General features: G+C 35.5%; 16 protein-coding genes and 1 tRNA gene. 15 read left to right on the forward strand and 2 right to left on the reverse strand.

All coding sequences use genetic code 11. The annotated features are described in order from the left end of the window. The first annotated feature begins 1 nt into the window (after position 1). The 3 genes from Q0F04_RS08720 (at position 2) to Q0F04_RS08730 (ending at position 1,556) form a co-directional block, all read left to right on the forward strand. Positions 2-77: transfer RNA gene (locus Q0F04_RS08720), tRNA-Ala, on the forward strand. Positions 78-176: 99 nt separating this feature from the next. Further along, positions 177-1,325, forward strand: a complete 1,149-nt coding sequence (locus tag Q0F04_RS08725; RefSeq protein WP_295752430.1) for a DUF349 domain-containing protein — start codon at positions 177-179, stop codon at positions 1,323-1,325. Between the two features lie 54 nt (positions 1,326-1,379). Beyond that, positions 1,380-1,556, forward strand: coding sequence for a hypothetical protein (locus Q0F04_RS08730; RefSeq protein WP_295563717.1), 177 nt, complete (start codon positions 1,380-1,382; stop codon positions 1,554-1,556). Between the two features lie 44 nt (positions 1,557-1,600). On the opposite strand, the gene Q0F04_RS08735 is transcribed toward Q0F04_RS08730, so the two are convergent. Next, positions 1,601-3,562, reverse strand: a complete 1,962-nt coding sequence (locus tag Q0F04_RS08735) for an oleate hydratase (protein ID WP_295752432.1) — start codon at positions 3,560-3,562, stop codon at positions 1,601-1,603. A 91-nt stretch (positions 3,563-3,653) separates the two neighbouring features. Further along, the gene (locus Q0F04_RS08740; protein WP_295752434.1) at positions 3,654-4,217 is read right to left on the reverse strand and encodes a TetR-like C-terminal domain-containing protein; all 564 of its coding nucleotides are present in this window, start codon (positions 4,215-4,217) and stop codon (positions 3,654-3,656) included. A 240-nt stretch (positions 4,218-4,457) separates the two neighbouring features. Here Q0F04_RS08740 and Q0F04_RS08745 point away from each other — a divergent pair, with 240 nt between their 5' ends. From Q0F04_RS08745 to carB, 12 genes are all read left to right on the forward strand, one after another. After that, positions 4,458-4,736: a hypothetical protein gene (locus Q0F04_RS08745; RefSeq protein ID WP_295752437.1), complete on the forward strand. Its 279-nt coding sequence runs from the start codon at positions 4,458-4,460 to the stop codon at positions 4,734-4,736. 169 nt (positions 4,737-4,905) lie between these two features. Continuing rightward, positions 4,906-6,075, forward strand: a complete 1,170-nt coding sequence (locus tag Q0F04_RS08750) for an AraC family transcriptional regulator (protein WP_295564499.1) — start codon at positions 4,906-4,908, stop codon at positions 6,073-6,075. Positions 6,076-6,105: 30 nt separating this feature from the next. Then, entirely contained in the window at positions 6,106-7,455 is a 1,350-nt protein-coding gene (locus Q0F04_RS08755) for an MATE family efflux transporter (protein WP_295752451.1), read from the forward strand. 268 nt (positions 7,456-7,723) lie between these two features. Next, positions 7,724-8,662, forward strand: a complete 939-nt coding sequence (locus Q0F04_RS08760) for an Rpn family recombination-promoting nuclease/putative transposase (protein WP_295752439.1) — start codon at positions 7,724-7,726, stop codon at positions 8,660-8,662. Positions 8,663-8,691: 29 nt separating this feature from the next. Continuing rightward, entirely contained in the window at positions 8,692-9,111 is a 420-nt protein-coding gene (locus Q0F04_RS08765) for a hypothetical protein (protein WP_295752442.1), read from the forward strand. Between the two features lie 97 nt (positions 9,112-9,208). Then, positions 9,209-9,541: a hypothetical protein gene (locus Q0F04_RS08770; protein ID WP_295752444.1), complete on the forward strand. Its 333-nt coding sequence runs from the start codon at positions 9,209-9,211 to the stop codon at positions 9,539-9,541. Positions 9,542-9,663: 122 nt separating this feature from the next. Further along, complete coding sequence (locus tag Q0F04_RS08775; RefSeq protein ID WP_117572095.1) at positions 9,664-10,287, forward strand: DUF5052 family protein; 624 nt, start codon at positions 9,664-9,666, stop codon at positions 10,285-10,287. Between the two features lie 12 nt (positions 10,288-10,299). After that, a complete protein-coding gene (locus Q0F04_RS08780) occupies positions 10,300-10,677 on the forward strand; it encodes a RidA family protein (RefSeq protein ID WP_117572094.1) in 378 nt (125 codons plus the stop codon). A gap of 122 nt (positions 10,678-10,799) precedes the next feature. After that, positions 10,800-11,702 carry an aspartate carbamoyltransferase catalytic subunit gene (locus tag Q0F04_RS08785; protein ID WP_117572093.1) on the forward strand — a complete coding sequence of 301 codons (903 nt, stop codon included), beginning with the start codon at positions 10,800-10,802 and terminating at the stop codon, positions 11,700-11,702. 2 nt (positions 11,703-11,704) lie between these two features. Then, positions 11,705-12,970 (forward strand): dihydroorotase, encoded by a 1,266-nt coding sequence (locus Q0F04_RS08790; RefSeq protein ID WP_295564347.1) that lies wholly within the window; start codon positions 11,705-11,707, stop codon positions 12,968-12,970. 3 nt (positions 12,971-12,973) lie between these two features. Further along, a complete protein-coding gene (gene carA, locus Q0F04_RS08795) occupies positions 12,974-14,038 on the forward strand; it encodes a glutamine-hydrolyzing carbamoyl-phosphate synthase small subunit (RefSeq protein ID WP_295752447.1) in 1,065 nt (354 codons plus the stop codon). After that, on the forward strand, positions 14,031-16,036 hold a 2,006-nt coding region (gene carB, locus Q0F04_RS08800; protein WP_295752450.1), incomplete at its 3' end, for a carbamoyl-phosphate synthase (glutamine-hydrolyzing) large subunit. The genes carA and carB, both read left to right, overlap by 8 nt.

Below are 16,036 nucleotides of genomic sequence, written 5' to 3' on the forward strand. Positions count from 1 at the left end.
TGGGGTGTTAGCTCAGCTGGGAGAGCACCTGCCTTGCACGCAGGGGGTCATCGGTTCGATCCCGATACGCTCCACCATTTGTAAAATTTAAACTGCATATGCAGTTTTTTTTTATACTTTTTTCATTATATGTTATAATCATAAGTAATCGGATGATTAGAAAGCTGAGTAGATGTATGGAAAAAGAATTTTACGAAGAATTTGAAGATATGGAAGCCGGTATTGACCAAAAACAGGCTCTTGTCGAAGAATCAAAAAAAGTTGACGAAATTGAAGATTTCAACGAAGCTGTTCGCTTTGTGAATGATTTAAAGAAAAAATGGAGAAAGACTGGATTTGGTGAGTCTTTGGCAGAAGAAAAGTTAAGAGAAGAATTTGAGGCAAATGTTGAAAAGGTTTATGAGAAACAAAAGGCATTGGCTCAAAAGGTTGTAGAAGCTAAGGAAGCTTTGATTAAGGAAGCTGAAAAAACTTCTTTATCAGATGATTTTAAGAAGGCTACTGAAAAAATGACTTCTTTAATGGATGAATGGAAAGCTTCTGGAAATGCCGGAAAGAAAACGGATGATGAATTGTGGGAACGTTTCAATGCAGCTCGTCAGAAGTTCTATGATCGTAAACATGCTAACTGGGAAAATAGAGCGGTTCAGTTTGAAAATGCGAAAAAGGTAAAGGAAGACTTGATTGAAAAAGCGAGAGCTTTACAGGATTCTGAAGAATGGCAAAAAACAAGTGCTAAATATAAAGAATTGATGGATGCATGGAAAGCAGCTGGAAATGCAGGTCGTGAATTTGATGATGATTTATGGAATGCGTTTAATGAGGCTCGTCAAAAGTTCTATGCGAAACGTAATGAATTCTATGAAAAATTGCATGTTGAACATGATGAAAAATATGCAGAAAAACAAGCTTTAGTGAAGGAAGCTAAATCGATTGCTGGTTTACAGGAATATACTCGTGAACAAACGGCAATGATGAAAGAATTGTCTAATAAATGGAAATCAATTGGTTTCTGTGGAAAAGATAAAGAAGACGAAATCTGGAATGAGTTCAGAGGGGTTATGGACGAATACTTCGCTGGTTTAAAATCAGCTAGTGAAAAGCGTCGTGCAAACTGGCGTGAACACATGTCAGAAATCATTTCTCGTAAAGAAGAACAAATCGCAAACCAAAAACGTCAAATTAAACGTCTTCAGGATGATATGACTGGTTTGGTAAGTGAAGCTACAGTAGCTGACTTGCAGGATCAAGTAGAAGATAAAGAAGATTTTATCAAACAACTTGAACAAGAAATTGAAGACATTGAAAAGAAATTAGCAGAGTAGTTAATCTACTCTCTTTTTCTTGGGGTTTATTATTATATGAATTTTCATGAATGTATGAAGCTGTTTTATCCAGAGACAAAAATAATATTATATAATCAAAAAAATGAAGTTGTATTAGAAGGCCAAGTAAAGGACATTCGTAAAGAGTGTGAAAAATATCATAATGTAGAGGTAACCTTCGTATCGGGTAGAGCGGATACAACGGGACTTAAAATTTGGTTGGATCTATAAACAAAAAGGGAAGAAAGTATTGATAACTTTCTTCCTTTTCATATCTAGTATTTCATATCGCTTTTAATCACATCGTGATCTTTTAATAGTTTTTCAATGACAGTACCCTTGATAGCTTTAAGAACTGGTTTTTTGAATACATTTAAAGGTCCAAGGTTGATTTCAAGTGGAGATTTACCATCCATTAGTTTAACGCTTGAATCCAATAGTTCACGAACATCGTATACACTGCCCCAGACTTCTGGAACACCACGATCTACACCTAAAAGTCCGTATACAGCTTCCATTGCGGTACGTACTGAATATTCAGTTGTGAAGACTGTGTCTCTTGGTGTATCAGCAAATTGTCCTAAGAAGGCGAAGTTTACACATCCATCAGGAATTACGTCTGGACGATCACCTTTAGTTCTTGGCATGAAGAAGGCAGTGATGTATGGCATCATTGTAGGTACGCATCGTGCTGAATTTGTAGCCAATTCTTCAATTTGATCCGTTGGAACTCCCAAGTGATATAGCCATTCTTCTGTGATTTCTTTACCTGTACATTCTCTCATTGGCTTTTTAATGTAGTCACCATCAACATCTGTGAATAGTCCATATACCCAAACGCATACTTTATCTGGATCTTGGTTCTTGAATTGGCCTTGACGGTTGATTGTCCAACTTAATAGCCAACTTGAATCTCTACAAGTGACAATACCTCCAGTAACGGTTTTTCCACTGCGAGGATCACGCTTACAAATATTTGTGATATAAGGAATGATCTTGTCATCTAATGTTGTGACTGTGGCAGATTCCCAATTTGTCTTAGAAATATCAGAACAGAATTTTTCTGGGTGACCAAAACTTGGATCTTGTTTCGCAATGTTTTTCCATAAGCTCCAGCAACCACTTGTTCTGACTTCAGCATCTCCATTAGGCGCGTGGTCTTGATCACCATAGATCGTTCCTTCTGTACAGCTTCCGTTTGTCACGAATACTAAATCGTTTTCTGTTAATACAATGCCGGTTTCAGTTCCGTTGACTTTGCATTCGATTGTCTTCGCAACTTTTTTGTCACCTACAAATTCAAATTCTACATTTGTGACTTCTGTATTGAATTGGAAGTCTACACCATGTGCTTCTAGATATTTCTGCATAGGAAGAATCAATGATTCATATTGGTTGTATCTTGTGAATTTCAATGCACTGAAATCAGGAAGTCCTGAAATGTGGTGAATGAATCTTTGGAAGTATAATTTCATTTCTAAGGCTGAGTGCCAGTTTTCAAACGCAAACATACTTCTCCAATACATCCAGAATGTTGAATCGAATACTTCTTCATCAAATACATCTTCGATTGTTTTATCGTATAAGTCTTCGTCTGGTGTCATGAATAATTTCATGATTTCCATAGCACCCTTTGTACTTAAGTCAAACTTACCGTCTGTGTGTGCATCTTTTCCTTGGTTGATTGTTGCACGACACAATGAGTAGTTAGGATCATGTTTGTTTAACCAATAGTATTCGTCTAATACACTTGCGCCTTCAACTTCTAGTGAAGGAATGCTTCTGAATAAATCCCATAAACATTCGAAGTGGTTTTCCATTTCACGACCACCTCTCATGACATATCCACGAGTTGGATCATAGATTCCGTCACATGCACCTCCGGCAATGTCCATGGCTTCTAGGATGTGGATGTTTTTGCCTGGCATTTGTCCATCACGAACTAAGAAGCAAGCAGCAGCTAATGCAGCAAGTCCACTACCTACGATATACGCATTCTTATTATCTACGCCAGCTGTTTTTTCTGGGCGTGCGAATGCTTCATAGTTTCCGTTTGTGTAGTAAATACCTTTAGAGTTCTTTTCGTATTTTCCTCTTTCCGTATTGCGATATTCACTTGTAACTTTCTTCTCTTCTTCTTTCTTTTTATCGCTCACTTTTTTTGCAGTAAATAAAGCAGCACCTGTAGCTGCAGCAGTAAGGCCTGCAATGCCTAATTTTACATTATTTTTTGACATATACATGTCCTCCTTTTTCTTTATGGCTACATGATAATGGAGGAGAAAATTAAAAACCATAAACAAAAAAAGCAAGATGATAATTTTTTTATCATTTTGCTTCATTTGTAAAGTTTGAAATTGAATTTGCGATGGAACCATGCAAAGTATTGGTCATATTATAGACGATTTCATGGTAGTCTTCATACATACCTTTTTGAATCCAATCAAGCATAATGCCTACAAAACTGTATTTATAGAAATTCGCAATGAATTGGATTTGTTCTTCTGAAATGTTGGTGCCTTGCGCTTTTTCTCTAACAACCCCTAAGATCAGGTCGTGTACGGTTGTGAATAAAAATCTTTCAATACTGTCTTGTGTTGTAGTGTGATACACATTTAATATGAATGGTTTGTTTTGAAGAACGGCTTCAAAAATGGATGTGAGACCTTCTTGCCAAGTATCATATGTTTTGTTTCCTTTGAGTGCATTTGTGGCATCATAAATACAAGACCATTCGACAAGGTCATAAATATCTTTGAAGTGATAGTAAAAAGACATTCTTGAAATGCCAATATCATCTGTAAGATCTTTGATGGTAATTTTATCTAATGGTTTTTTTAATAAGAATCTTTTTAGGGATTGCTCTAAGGCAAGTTTAGTTAGGTTTGACATACAAAAATAATAATAAAAAAAGGGTCTCCCGTCAATTCTTAGGAGACCATGAATCTTAAATTCTGAGTGGCTGTAACAAACAGAATTTTTCTTGCCCTTGCTGTAATAGGGCCCTTTGAATATTGTAGATGTGCTTCTCTCAAGCACACTTATACTATATTCTTATCATTCGTTAATTTAATCAAAACATTTTGTGAAATTTTGGGAAGTGATATAATACAAGAGTGAGGTATGGAAACTATGTATATATCAGTAGATGAATCGCAAATGAGTGTGTTTTTCTTGGATTGTTTTCGCTTTTGTATGAATGATACAGAATATAATGTTCTTCTAAATAAACGAGATTTAGATGTATATGAATATGAAATATGGAAAAGAGATAATCGAGAAATGTCTTTGGTCACAATAGTGAGTCTGTCACTAGATGAATTTAAAGAATACTATTATGCGGATGAAAGAACGACAAATTGCAGAATAATTGATAGTGTGATTGTTCCTTTAATTGAAAAAATGAGATAATAAAATACGCTTTATTTATCCTAATTTATGATAAGTAAGGCGTTTTTGTTTACAGAAAAATACTTTACGAATAAACTATTTGGGTTTATACTTTTTAGTAGATAAAAAACTTTCATAACTAAAAAGAACAAAAAATAATAAGAACATAAAACTTAGGAGATTTACTTATATGCAAAAAAGAACTACGAATTACTCATTCCAGAAGTTCGGGGATGTATTTTATTCTGTAAATCATAATGCGGGGCATTTGGTTGATTATGTTGAAAATGATTTTAAAATCACAAATAAGACGTTTGATTCATTTTATTATTCCAGCGATCCAGTGTATTTGGATACGCGTAGTGGAATTATCATGTTAGTGGTGAGTAAAGATGGTAAAAAATTTGAGGAGTATGTTATTCACCGCGTTGTTCGTTTAAAACCGGATATTTATTTTAATTATGTTTCTATCTCTAGGGAGAGTGTGCTTCAAATTCATTATTCGAGTCATGGAATGAATCAGAAGATGATGGAAACGCCATATTCGTATCAGCCTTTGGTTTCAAAAATGAATTTAAAAGAGATCTTTACATGTTTTTACCAGGTTCGTAAATCGAATTATACATTTCCTGGTGAGTCACATGATTATTATGAATTGACATATATAGATCATGGTACTTTGGATACGACAGTAGATGGTCATAGTTACAGATTGTCTAAATATGATTTAATTTTATATTATCCGGGACAGTTCCATACACAAAGTACAGATAGTCAGAGTACTTGTTCGTATTTGACGATTACGTTTGATATGGATAATAAATTGCCTGGAGATTTAAAAAATCGTGTGTTCCATACGCGTAAAGATATTTATCAAGTGTTGTCTGAATTTATGAAATCCATTCAGTCTGATGGTCATTTGAATTCAGAACTCGTTTTATTGTATTTGAAACAGATTCTAATTCTTTTATATCAATTTGATGATGAGGTTGAAGAGTCAGATGTTGTTACGGCGAATCCGATGCAGGAACACTATGAAAGTACGTTGTTGAATGAAATCTTGGTATTTATCAATAATAATGTATATAAACAGTTTACGGTGGAAGATTTATGTATGAAGTTCTCGATTTCAAGGTCGAGTCTACAGAATTTATTTAAGTCAAATATTCATATTACGCCAAAACAATATATTTCCAATGTAAAATTGAATCAGGCTAAAATCATGATTCATGAGCATAATCAGACTATTTCGGAAATATCGGATATTTTAGGATTTACTTCCATTCACTACTTTTCAAGGAAGTTTAAGTTGCAGTATGGTATTTCTCCAACGGATTATGCCAAGAGTATTTCTCAATAAGTCCAGAAATGGGCTTTTTTTCTTTCTCTAATAGTGTATGATATGTACATGAAAAAGAATCAAATGTTAATGACGTCAGGAACAATTTGGAAACAAATGCTTCTATTTGCGTTTCCCGTGTTTCTAGGCAATTTATTTCAACAACTTTATAACACAGCCGACTCCTTAATCGTAGGAAACTATTTGGGCAGTTCAAGCCTTGCGGCCGTAACTTCTTGTGGTGAATTGATCTTTCTGTTGACTAGTTTGTTTCAAGGAATATCCGTAGGTGCAGGAGTGGTCATTGCACGCTACTTTGGTGCGAACGAGAAGGAGAGAATGCAAAATGCGATTCATACACTTATGGCGTATGGATTAATTTTTGGGATTGGTTTAACCATTTTTGGATATTTGTTGGCACCTGTTCTTTTGAAATGGATGTCAACACCAAAGAATGTTATTCATTTATCTACTGCTTATCTACAAATCTATTTTCTAGGATCTCTAGGGATGGTTTTGTACAATTCTTGTGTAGGTATAATGCAGTCGGTAGGAGATAGTAAGCATCCACTTTATTTTTTGATCGCATCGAGTTGTGTAAATGTTGTGTTAGACATCGTATTTGTAGCAGGACTTCATATGAATGTAGAAGGAGCGGCCTTGGCTACGATTTTATCGCAATTTTTAAGTGCTATTCTTTGTTTGAGACTCTTGATTACGACAAATGAAAGTCATAGGGTTTATCTTTCTAAGATTCGCATACATGGTGATGTAGGTAGAGAAATATTGGAAATGGGCATTCCTACAGGTGTTCAAAATAGTTTGATTTCCATATCAAACGTAGTTGTGCAATCCAATATTAATACCTTTGGCTCCTTGGCAATGGCAGGTATTGGTACATATACAAAAATAGAGGGTTTTGCGTTTTTGCCAATCACAAGCTTTATGATGGCCTTAACGACTTTTGTTTCTCAAAACAGAGGGGCCAAAGAATATGAAAGGGCTAGAAAAGGAGCTCGTTTTGGACTTGTTTGTTCGGTAAGTTTAGCAGAGATTATTGGAATTTTGATTATTTTATTTGCGACACCATTAATGCGTTTATTTGTGGACAATCCACAAGTAATAGAGTATGGGGTCCAGCGTGCTCATTATGCGACAATTCTATTCTTTATGTTAGCGTATAGTCATGGCGTATCGGCAGTGCTTCGTGGAGTTGGAAAGTCTATAGTTCCAATGGTTGTCATGCTTGTATGTTGGTGTCTTGTGCGAGTCACCTTATTAACAACTTTGAATATGATGTTCCATAATATTATATTTGTATATATGATTTATCCGTTTACATGGACTCTTTCAAGTATTGTATTTTTCTTGTATTATCGAAAAATTAATTGGCAAGAATAATAAAGAAACCATTCTAGTGTTGGCGTCTAGAATGGTTTCTTTTTGTTTATTATTATTTTTAGGAGAGAGATATGAATATTGGTTTATTTCTATATTCATTGCCTTATCTTTAAGGCACTTATAGAATATCATTCCATGTTGTCATAATTTTCTTATAACTTTGGTAAATCTTGTGAAATCGGATTGAATTATGTGAAATTATCAAAATGTGCATCTTTTTTGGAAAAACCTCTATTTATTTCGTATATGAGATAGGAGGAAAAACAATATGAACAAAACAAAAGATAAAACAATGAAGGAATTTCTAGAAAACAATGACTATTTTGTCGACTTCTTTAATGCATACTTCTTTGATGGTCAAAAAGTTCTTAAACCAGAGAATTGTGAAGAACTTGATTCTGAGATGAATGATGCGAATATGGATTTAGAAAAACATGTGGATGTGATTCGTAAGTACAATGATGGAAATCTTTATAGTGCATTCATTATTGAGAATCAAAGTCGTGTGGATTATTCAATGGTTGTAAGATCGGCTGTATATGAGTTTGTAGCTTATGAGCGAATGTTAAAGAAGTTAAAGAAGAATAGGAAAGATGAGAAACTTCCAATGGTGCACATTCTTGTATTTTATACAGGCGAAAGGCCTTGGAATGCGGCTAGACAGCTTTCTGAACTTGTAGAGGTGGATGAAAGGTTTAAATCTTGTTTCCATGAATACAAAATGAATCTGATTGAAATCACGGGAAATACTTCATATAATTTTAATGAAGAAGACGTGTATAATTTATTCTACATATGTCGAAGTATTTATGATCAGTCTATTTATGAAGGAAAGGTCAATGATTTTGGACTTGTGAAAAGCAGTGTGTTAAAAGTGGTCAAGACATTGACGGATGTAGAATGGCTGGATTTAGAAGAATTAGAGGAAAAGGAGGCGATTAAGATGTGTGAAGCTGAAAAGAGATGGCTGGAAGTAAAGTCAAAGGAATGGGAAGCTGAAGGAATAAGAAAAGGCATTGAACAAGGAATTGAACAAGGAATTGAGCAAGGAATTGAACAAGGAATTGAGCAAGGAATTGAACAGGGTGTCGAATTAGGACAAGTTCTTTTGTACAAGACTATGATAAAGAATGGAATGAGTGTCAATGAGATTTCCAAGGTTTGTTCAATATCTGTTGAGAGTCTAAAACAAGTATTAAATAATTGATATGAGGAGATGAAAAATCTCTTCTTTTCATGACTCATTTTAATGAAGAAGACGTGTATAATCTATTCTACATATGTCGAAGTATTTATGATCAGTCTATTTATGAAGGAAAGGTCAATGATTTTGGACTTGTGAAAAGCAGTGTGTTAAAAGTAGTCAAAACATTGACAGATGTAGAATGGCTGGATTTAAAGGAATTAGAGGAAAAGGAGGAGATTGCGATGTGCGAAGCAGAAAAGAGATGGCTGGAAGTAAAGTCAAAGGAATGGAAAGCTGAAGGAATTGAGTTAGGAATCAAACAAGGCATTGAACAAGGAATTGAACAGGGTGTAGAACTAGGACAGGTTCTTTTGTACAAGACTATGATAAAGAATGGAATGAGTGTCAATGAGATTTCCAAGGTTTGTTCAATATCTGTTGAGAGCCTAAAACAAGTATTAAATAATTGACAAGAGGAGAAGAATCTCTTCTTTTCTTATGTGCATAATGTTAAAGAGATGAATATTCTAGTATTCTATACAGGGAAAGGTCAATGATTTTGGACTAGTGAAAAGCAGTGTATTAAAAGTGGTCAAGACATTGACGGATGTAGAATGGCTGGATTTAGAAGAATTAGAGGAAATTGAGATGTGTGAAGCTGAAAAGAGATGGCTAGAAGTAAAGTCAAAGGAATGGGAAGCTGAAGGAATAAGAAAAGGCGTTGAACAAGGAATCGAACAAGGAATCGAACAAGGCATAGAACGAGGCATTGAACAGGGGGTAGAACTAGGACAGGTTCTTTTGTACAAAACTATGATAAAGAATGGAATGAGTGTCAATGAGATTTCTAAGGTTTGTTCAATATCTGTTGAAAATTTAAAACGAGCATTAAATATATGAGGATTGAGATGTATCAAACAATGGTGGACAAAGGATTCAGTAAGTAAAGAGTCGATTTAAAGACTATTGATGAAAGTTAATTGTTAAGCCATTCATTTTGAATTGCTTTAAAAGGGGGATATATGAATAAGAATATAAAAAGAATAAGTGTTGTATGTCTATGTATATTATTGAGTGGTTGTAGTATGTTTCAATCTGCTTTGAATGATATCAAGGGCAATTTAGTAGGTAATGGATATTCAATATATACGTATGATAATTATGGCAGTGAAGTCATGGAGACGAGTGGAGATAAAATTAGTATTACAGGTAATGCTGTAGAGACTACTTCTTATGATGAAAATGGTCATGTTGTTTCTGGCTATGAACTATCGAGTGTAATTACGATTACAGTCGATGGAAAAGAGATTGAGTCTTGTGGAGATACTTGTATTTTTGAACAAAAAGGTTTAACACCAGATGTGGATTTTACGCAAGAAGATATTGATTCAAATACACATGGACAAATATCGGACAATACGTCTGTTGCTCGTTTTATCAACAAGTATAAGAATATGTTTGGTAAAGGAAGAATTGTAGTCATTAAATCTCAATTAGGACAGCCAATTGCTGCTTATTCTGGAGATAAGGTGTATTGGAAGATTCCAGATAATTTGCCAAAGATGACAAAGCTTATGATTGATGGAAAGGCTTTGTATATTCATCGAGCCAATTTCCAAATCATCGATAAAGAATTATTAGATTAGGAGGAAGTGTATATGAAACAACAAATTAGTAGTACAAAAGCACCAAAGGCATTAGGACCATATTCAGCAGGTGTTGCCACAGAAGGACTAGTGTTCTTATCTGGACAATTAGGTGCAGATACCAATGGAAATTTAGTCAGTGAAGATGTCGTAGAACAAACTAGGAAAGCATTTGAAAATATTGGCGTATTATTAGAGGCTTCTGACTTAACATATGATGATATTGTCAAGACAACCGTATTGTTGGATGACATGAATGATTTTGCGAAAGTGAATGAAGAATATGCGAAATACTTTGATGGTATATATCCTGCTCGAAGCTGCTTTGAAGTAGCTGCATTACCTAAGAATGCCAAGATAGAAATTGAGTGTATCGCAATCAAAAAATAGCCATATGATGTAAAATTTTATTATTGAAAATTCCATGATTTATGGTAGTATATATTAAAGAGAAATTGGATTTGAAAAGGGACTTTTTGAATCCATTTTTTTAAGGTCACAAGGAGGATTATATGAACAAAAATTCGTTATTATCCATGAGAGATCTGTCAGTTGAAGACATCTATAGCATTCTTGATGATGCTAGACTTTTTAATAGTTCCTTTAAAGATTGGCAATTACCAATGCAGAAAGCATTGGTTGCTAATCTTTTTTTTGAGGCTTCAACTCGAACACATTTCTCATTCGAAAGTGCACAGCACCAATTAGGATGCCAAGTTGCTGATTTTGCAGCAGGAGCATCCAGTGTCACAAAGGGAGAAACACTTTATGATACAGTAAAAACATTTGAATCTATTGGGTATGACATGGTGGTGATCCGTCATTCTCAAGATGAATATTTCAAAGAATTAGAAAATATCAATATTCCTATTTTAAACGCTGGAGATGGTGCAGGAAATCATCCAACACAATGCTTGTTAGACTTACTAACTATGCAAAATGAGTTTGGTACACTAGAAGGCTTAAATGTTGTAATCTGTGGAGATATCTTACATTCAAGAGTAGCTGCCAGCGATAAAGAAGCTTTAGAAAAATTAGGATCGACTGTTCGTTTTGCCGGACCAAAAGAATGGGAAAGACCAGGCTATCCAACAATTGACTTTGATGAAGCGATTGAATGGGCAGACGTTGTCATGATGCTTCGTATCCAGAAAGAAAGAGGTTCTGGAATGGCTGGCATGACAAATAGTGAATACTTAGAAAAATATGGTCTTACAAAAGAGCGTTACGCAAGAATGAAAGACAAAGCTATCGTGATGCATCCAGCTCCTGTTAACCGTGGAGTTGAAATTGATACGGATTTGGTAGAAGCTGAAAAATCAAGAATTTTTGAACAAATGCACAATGGTATGTTGGTTAGAAAGGCCGTTATTAAACGTGGATTTGGCTTTGCTCCATTTAAGGAGGAAAAATAAGTATGCGTTTAATCAAAAATGGTCAAGTTTTAATTGACAATCGTGTCGAAAAGAAAGATATTTTAATTGACGAAGGAAAGATCATTCAGATTGATGATTCTATCTCAAAAGACTGTGAAGTGATTGATGCTTCAGGCTTAACTGTAATTCCAGGATTAGTGGATGTACACGTACATTTCAGAGAGCCAGGACACAGTGAAAAAGAAACCATTCATACAGGTAGTTTAGCAGCAGCACATGGAGGATTTACTTCTGTGTTTGCGATGCCAAATGTCATCCCTTTTCCAGATGATGTAGACACAATGAAAGACTATCAACAATTGATCAAAAAAGAATCTGTCGTACATACATATCCATATGCTTGCATTACATTAGAAGAAGCAAGTAAAGAAGTTGTGGATATGAAGGGTATCAAAGAATTAGGTGTACGCTGGTTCAGCGATGATGGTGTTGGGGTAGCTACACCAGAAATCATGAAAGAAGCCATGGAAAAGGCAAAAGAAAATGACTGCATGATCGTAGCCCACACAGAAGATATGAGTTATCGCAGACCAGGGGCTTGTGTACATGACAGTGAAGTTGTGACATCAAAGGGATGGCTTGGAATTCCAAGCGCTTGTGAAAGTGCACAATTGATTCGTGATTTAGAAATCACAAAAGAAATAGGAAACGCTTATCATGCTTGCCACATTTCGGCTAAAGAAAGTGTAGAAGCATTAAAAAACGCAAAAGAATCAGGTTCGAATGTAAGTGCAGAAGTTACAGTACACCACTTATTATTAGAAGATAAAGATGTGGTTGGACCAAACTGGAAAATGAATCCACCTTTAAGAAGTCATGAAGACCGTATGGCTTTGATTGAAGGCTTGGAAAATGGAACATTGGACTGCATCGCCAATGACCATGCACCACATACATCTGAAGAAAAGAAGCGTTCTATGGATAAAGCACCATTTGGGATTGTTTCATTAGAAAGCGCATTTGCCTTACTATATACAGAGTTTGTTCACCGCCAAAAACGTTGGACTTTAGCTCAATTAGTAAATTGGATGTCAGCTGCACCTGCTAAACGTTTTGGTTTAGAAAATGTAGGACAAATCAAAGAAGGCTATAACGCAGATTTGGTTTTAGTAGATTTAGAACATGAATCTTTGATCGACATAGATACATTTGAATCTATGGGTAAAAATACGCCATTTAATGGATGGAGCGTAAATGCGCAAGTAAAGGAAACCATCGTAGATGGAAAGACAGTGTGGAAAGGATAAAACATGGAAAGATTACTAGTGTTAGAAGACGGGAGTGTATATCGAGGGCGTAGCTTTGGTGGCGATAACTTCCGTATTGGGGAATTAATATTCAATACATCAATGACAGGCTATCAGGAAATTTTAACAGACAACGCATATTGCGGGCAAATTATCATGATGACATATCCATTGATTGGAAACTACGGAATTAACCGTGATGACTATGAAAGCATTGACCCAGCCGCATTTGGTCTTGTAGTAAAAGACTATTGCGAACAACCAAGTAACTGGAGAAGTCAAGAAAGTTTAGATCACTTCTTGAAACGTGCAAACATTCCAGGAATCTATGGTGTTGATACTCGTGCAATCACTCGTAAATTAAGAGATAAAGGAAATATGAAGGCAACTTTATGCAATGTCGATGCAGACATTGAAAAGGTTGTAGAAGAATTAAAAAATACAGAACTATTGAACGATCAAGTACCTTCTGTTTCAACAAAGAAGATCTATCCTATGCCAAATCGCGGAAAGAAAGTTGTTGTAGTGGATTTTGGTGTAACAATGAGTACATTACGTGATTTATCGAAATGTGGATTAGACTTAATTGTTGTTGAACACGACGCAAGCGTTGAAACAATTATGTCATTCTACCCAGATGGAGTTTGTTTATCAAGCGGGCCAGGCAATCCTTGTGATTTGACTAGCCAGATTGAAGTCGTTAAAGAATTAATGAAACAAACCGTTGTATTTGGGATTGGATTAGGATATCAATTGATCGCCTTAGCTTCTGGAGCCACAGTTTCTAAAATGGGATTTGGTCACCACGGATCCAATATTCCGGTTACAGAAATTGCGACAAATAAAGTTAAGATCACTCATCAAAACCATGGCTATGCAGTGGATACAGATAGTTTAGAAGCTGCATCATTAGAAATGACTTATCAAGCATTAAATGATAAGAGTTGTGAAGGAATTGAACACAAAACATATCCAGCATTTGGGATTCAATTCTATCCACAAGCAGGAGATGCTTTATATGGCAAGTTTGTAGAAATGATTGAAAAGGGGGATCACAATAATGCCTAAACGTACAGACATTAAAAAAATCTTAGTAATCGGATCTGGACCTATCGTAATTGGACAGGCCGCAGAATTTGACTATGCAGGATCTCAGGCATGTCAATCACTTCGCGAAGAAGGATATGAAGTTATCTTAATTAACTCAAACCCAGCAACAATCATGACCGATTCAACAATTGCGGATCGTGTTTATATTGAACCAATCAACTTGGATTTCGCAAAACGCGTCATCTATAAAGAAAGACCCGATGCTATTTTAGGATCATTAGGTGGTCAAACCGGATTAAACTTAGTTGTAGAATTACACGAAGATGGAATTTTGGATGAATATGGCGTAGAAATTCTAGGAACTGATTTATTAGCTATCAATCGTGCAGAAGATCGTGAATTGTTCCGTTCTTTAATGCAGGACATCAATGAACCTGTACCAGAAAGTACAATTGTTCATACGGTTGAAGAAGCGGTTAAATTCTGTGAAACATTAGGCTATCCAGTTGTAGTACGTCCAGCCTATACACTTGGTGGAACTGGTGGTGGTTTTGCCGATGATGAAGAAGAATTAAGAGACATTTGTGAAGCGGGATTAAAAGCAAGTCCAGTACACCAATGTTTGATTGAACAAAGTATTGCCGGATATAAAGAAATTGAATACGAAGTAATCCGTGATGCGAATGACAACGCAATCGTAGTCTGCAGCATGGAAAACGTAGATCCAGTTGGAATTCATACTGGAGATAGCTTTGTAGTGGCTCCCGTACAAACTTTAACAGACCGTGAAAACGCAATGTTGAGTAGTGCATCATTAAAAATTATTCGTGCATTGAAGATTTGTGGTGGATGCAACGTACAGTTGGCATTAAATCCAACAAGCTTTAAATATTATGTGATCGAAGTTAACCCTCGTGTATCTCGTTCTTCAGCCTTGGCTAGTAAAGCAACAGGATATCCAATCGCAAAAATCTCTGCAAAATTGGCTGTAGGATTAACATTAGATGAAATCTTAAATCCAGTTACTAAAAACAGTTATGCATGTTTTGAACCAACTGTTGACTATGTCGTAAGTAAATTTGCTCGTTTCCCATTCGACAAATTCCCAAATGCGGATCGTCGCTTAGGAACACAGATGAAGGCGACAGGTGAAGTTATGTCCATTGGACGTACTTTTGAAGAATCTTTCTTAAAGGCAATTCGTTCTTTAGAAATGAAAGTGGATCACTTATATAAAAAGGAATTGGCTGAATTATCTCAAGAAGAATTATTAGAAAAAATCAAGAAATGTGATGATGAAAGAATCTTTGCGATTACACAATGGATGCGTAATGGATATGATGTAGAAACTGTTATTAATGTAACGAAAATGGACCGTTTCTTCTTATGGCACATTCAAAGAATTCTTGATTTAGAAACATTGATGAATGAAAATCCAAAGGATGTTGCGGTTTTAAGAACATTAAAAGAACACGGATTCTCAGACAGCTACATTGCTCGTAACTGGAATATGAAAGAATTCGACTTATATAATTTGCGTAAAGAAAATGGAATTATTCCTGTTTATAAGAAAGTAGATACTTGTGCGGGTGAATTTGTCAGTGCAACTCCATACTTATATTCAAGCTACGACCAGGAAAATGAATCTGAAGTCAGTGACCGTAAAAAGATCATCGTTCTAGGTTCTGGACCAATCCGTATCGGACAGGGTGTTGAGTTTGACTATGCGACAGTACACTGTGTTGAAACATTAAGAGATGCAGGCTATGAAGCTATCATTATCAACAACAACCCAGAAACCGTATCAACCGATTTCTCAATTAGTGACAAATTATACTTTGAACCATTAACTACAGAAGATGTAATGCACGTAATTGATTTAGAAAAACCATTGGGTGTTATTGTTCAATTTGGTGGACAAACCGCTATCAACTTAGCCGATTCATTAGTAGAACATGGTGTTAAAATTCTAGGTACTTCACTACATTCTATTGATTTAGCGGAGGACCGTCATGA

This window comes from uncultured Holdemanella sp. (genome assembly GCF_934772795.1).
Classification (GTDB): Bacteria; Bacillota_I; Bacilli_A; order Erysipelotrichales; family Erysipelotrichaceae; genus Holdemanella.

Coding starts and splice junctions, on each gene's coding strand:
- carA (WP_295752447.1), top strand. CDS start 12,974: ATGGAAAGATTACTAGTGTTAGAAGACGGGAGTGTATATCGAGGGCGT.
- Q0F04_RS08725 (WP_295752430.1), top strand. CDS start 177: ATGGAAAAAGAATTTTACGAAGAATTTGAAGATATGGAAGCCGGTATT.
- Q0F04_RS08745 (WP_295752437.1), top strand. CDS start 4,458: ATGTATATATCAGTAGATGAATCGCAAATGAGTGTGTTTTTCTTGGAT.
- Q0F04_RS08775 (WP_117572095.1), top strand. CDS start 9,664: ATGAATAAGAATATAAAAAGAATAAGTGTTGTATGTCTATGTATATTA.
- Q0F04_RS08730 (WP_295563717.1), top strand. CDS start 1,380: ATGAAGCTGTTTTATCCAGAGACAAAAATAATATTATATAATCAAAAA.
- Q0F04_RS08785 (WP_117572093.1), top strand. CDS start 10,800: ATGAACAAAAATTCGTTATTATCCATGAGAGATCTGTCAGTTGAAGAC.
- Q0F04_RS08765 (WP_295752442.1), top strand. CDS start 8,692: ATGACTCATTTTAATGAAGAAGACGTGTATAATCTATTCTACATATGT.
- Q0F04_RS08780 (WP_117572094.1), top strand. CDS start 10,300: ATGAAACAACAAATTAGTAGTACAAAAGCACCAAAGGCATTAGGACCA.
- Q0F04_RS08735 (WP_295752432.1), bottom strand. CDS start 3,562: ATGTCAAAAAATAATGTAAAATTAGGCATTGCAGGCCTTACTGCTGCA.
- Q0F04_RS08750 (WP_295564499.1), top strand. CDS start 4,906: ATGCAAAAAAGAACTACGAATTACTCATTCCAGAAGTTCGGGGATGTA.
- Q0F04_RS08740 (WP_295752434.1), bottom strand. CDS start 4,217: ATGTCAAACCTAACTAAACTTGCCTTAGAGCAATCCCTAAAAAGATTC.
- Q0F04_RS08790 (WP_295564347.1), top strand. CDS start 11,705: ATGCGTTTAATCAAAAATGGTCAAGTTTTAATTGACAATCGTGTCGAA.
- Q0F04_RS08760 (WP_295752439.1), top strand. CDS start 7,724: ATGAACAAAACAAAAGATAAAACAATGAAGGAATTTCTAGAAAACAAT.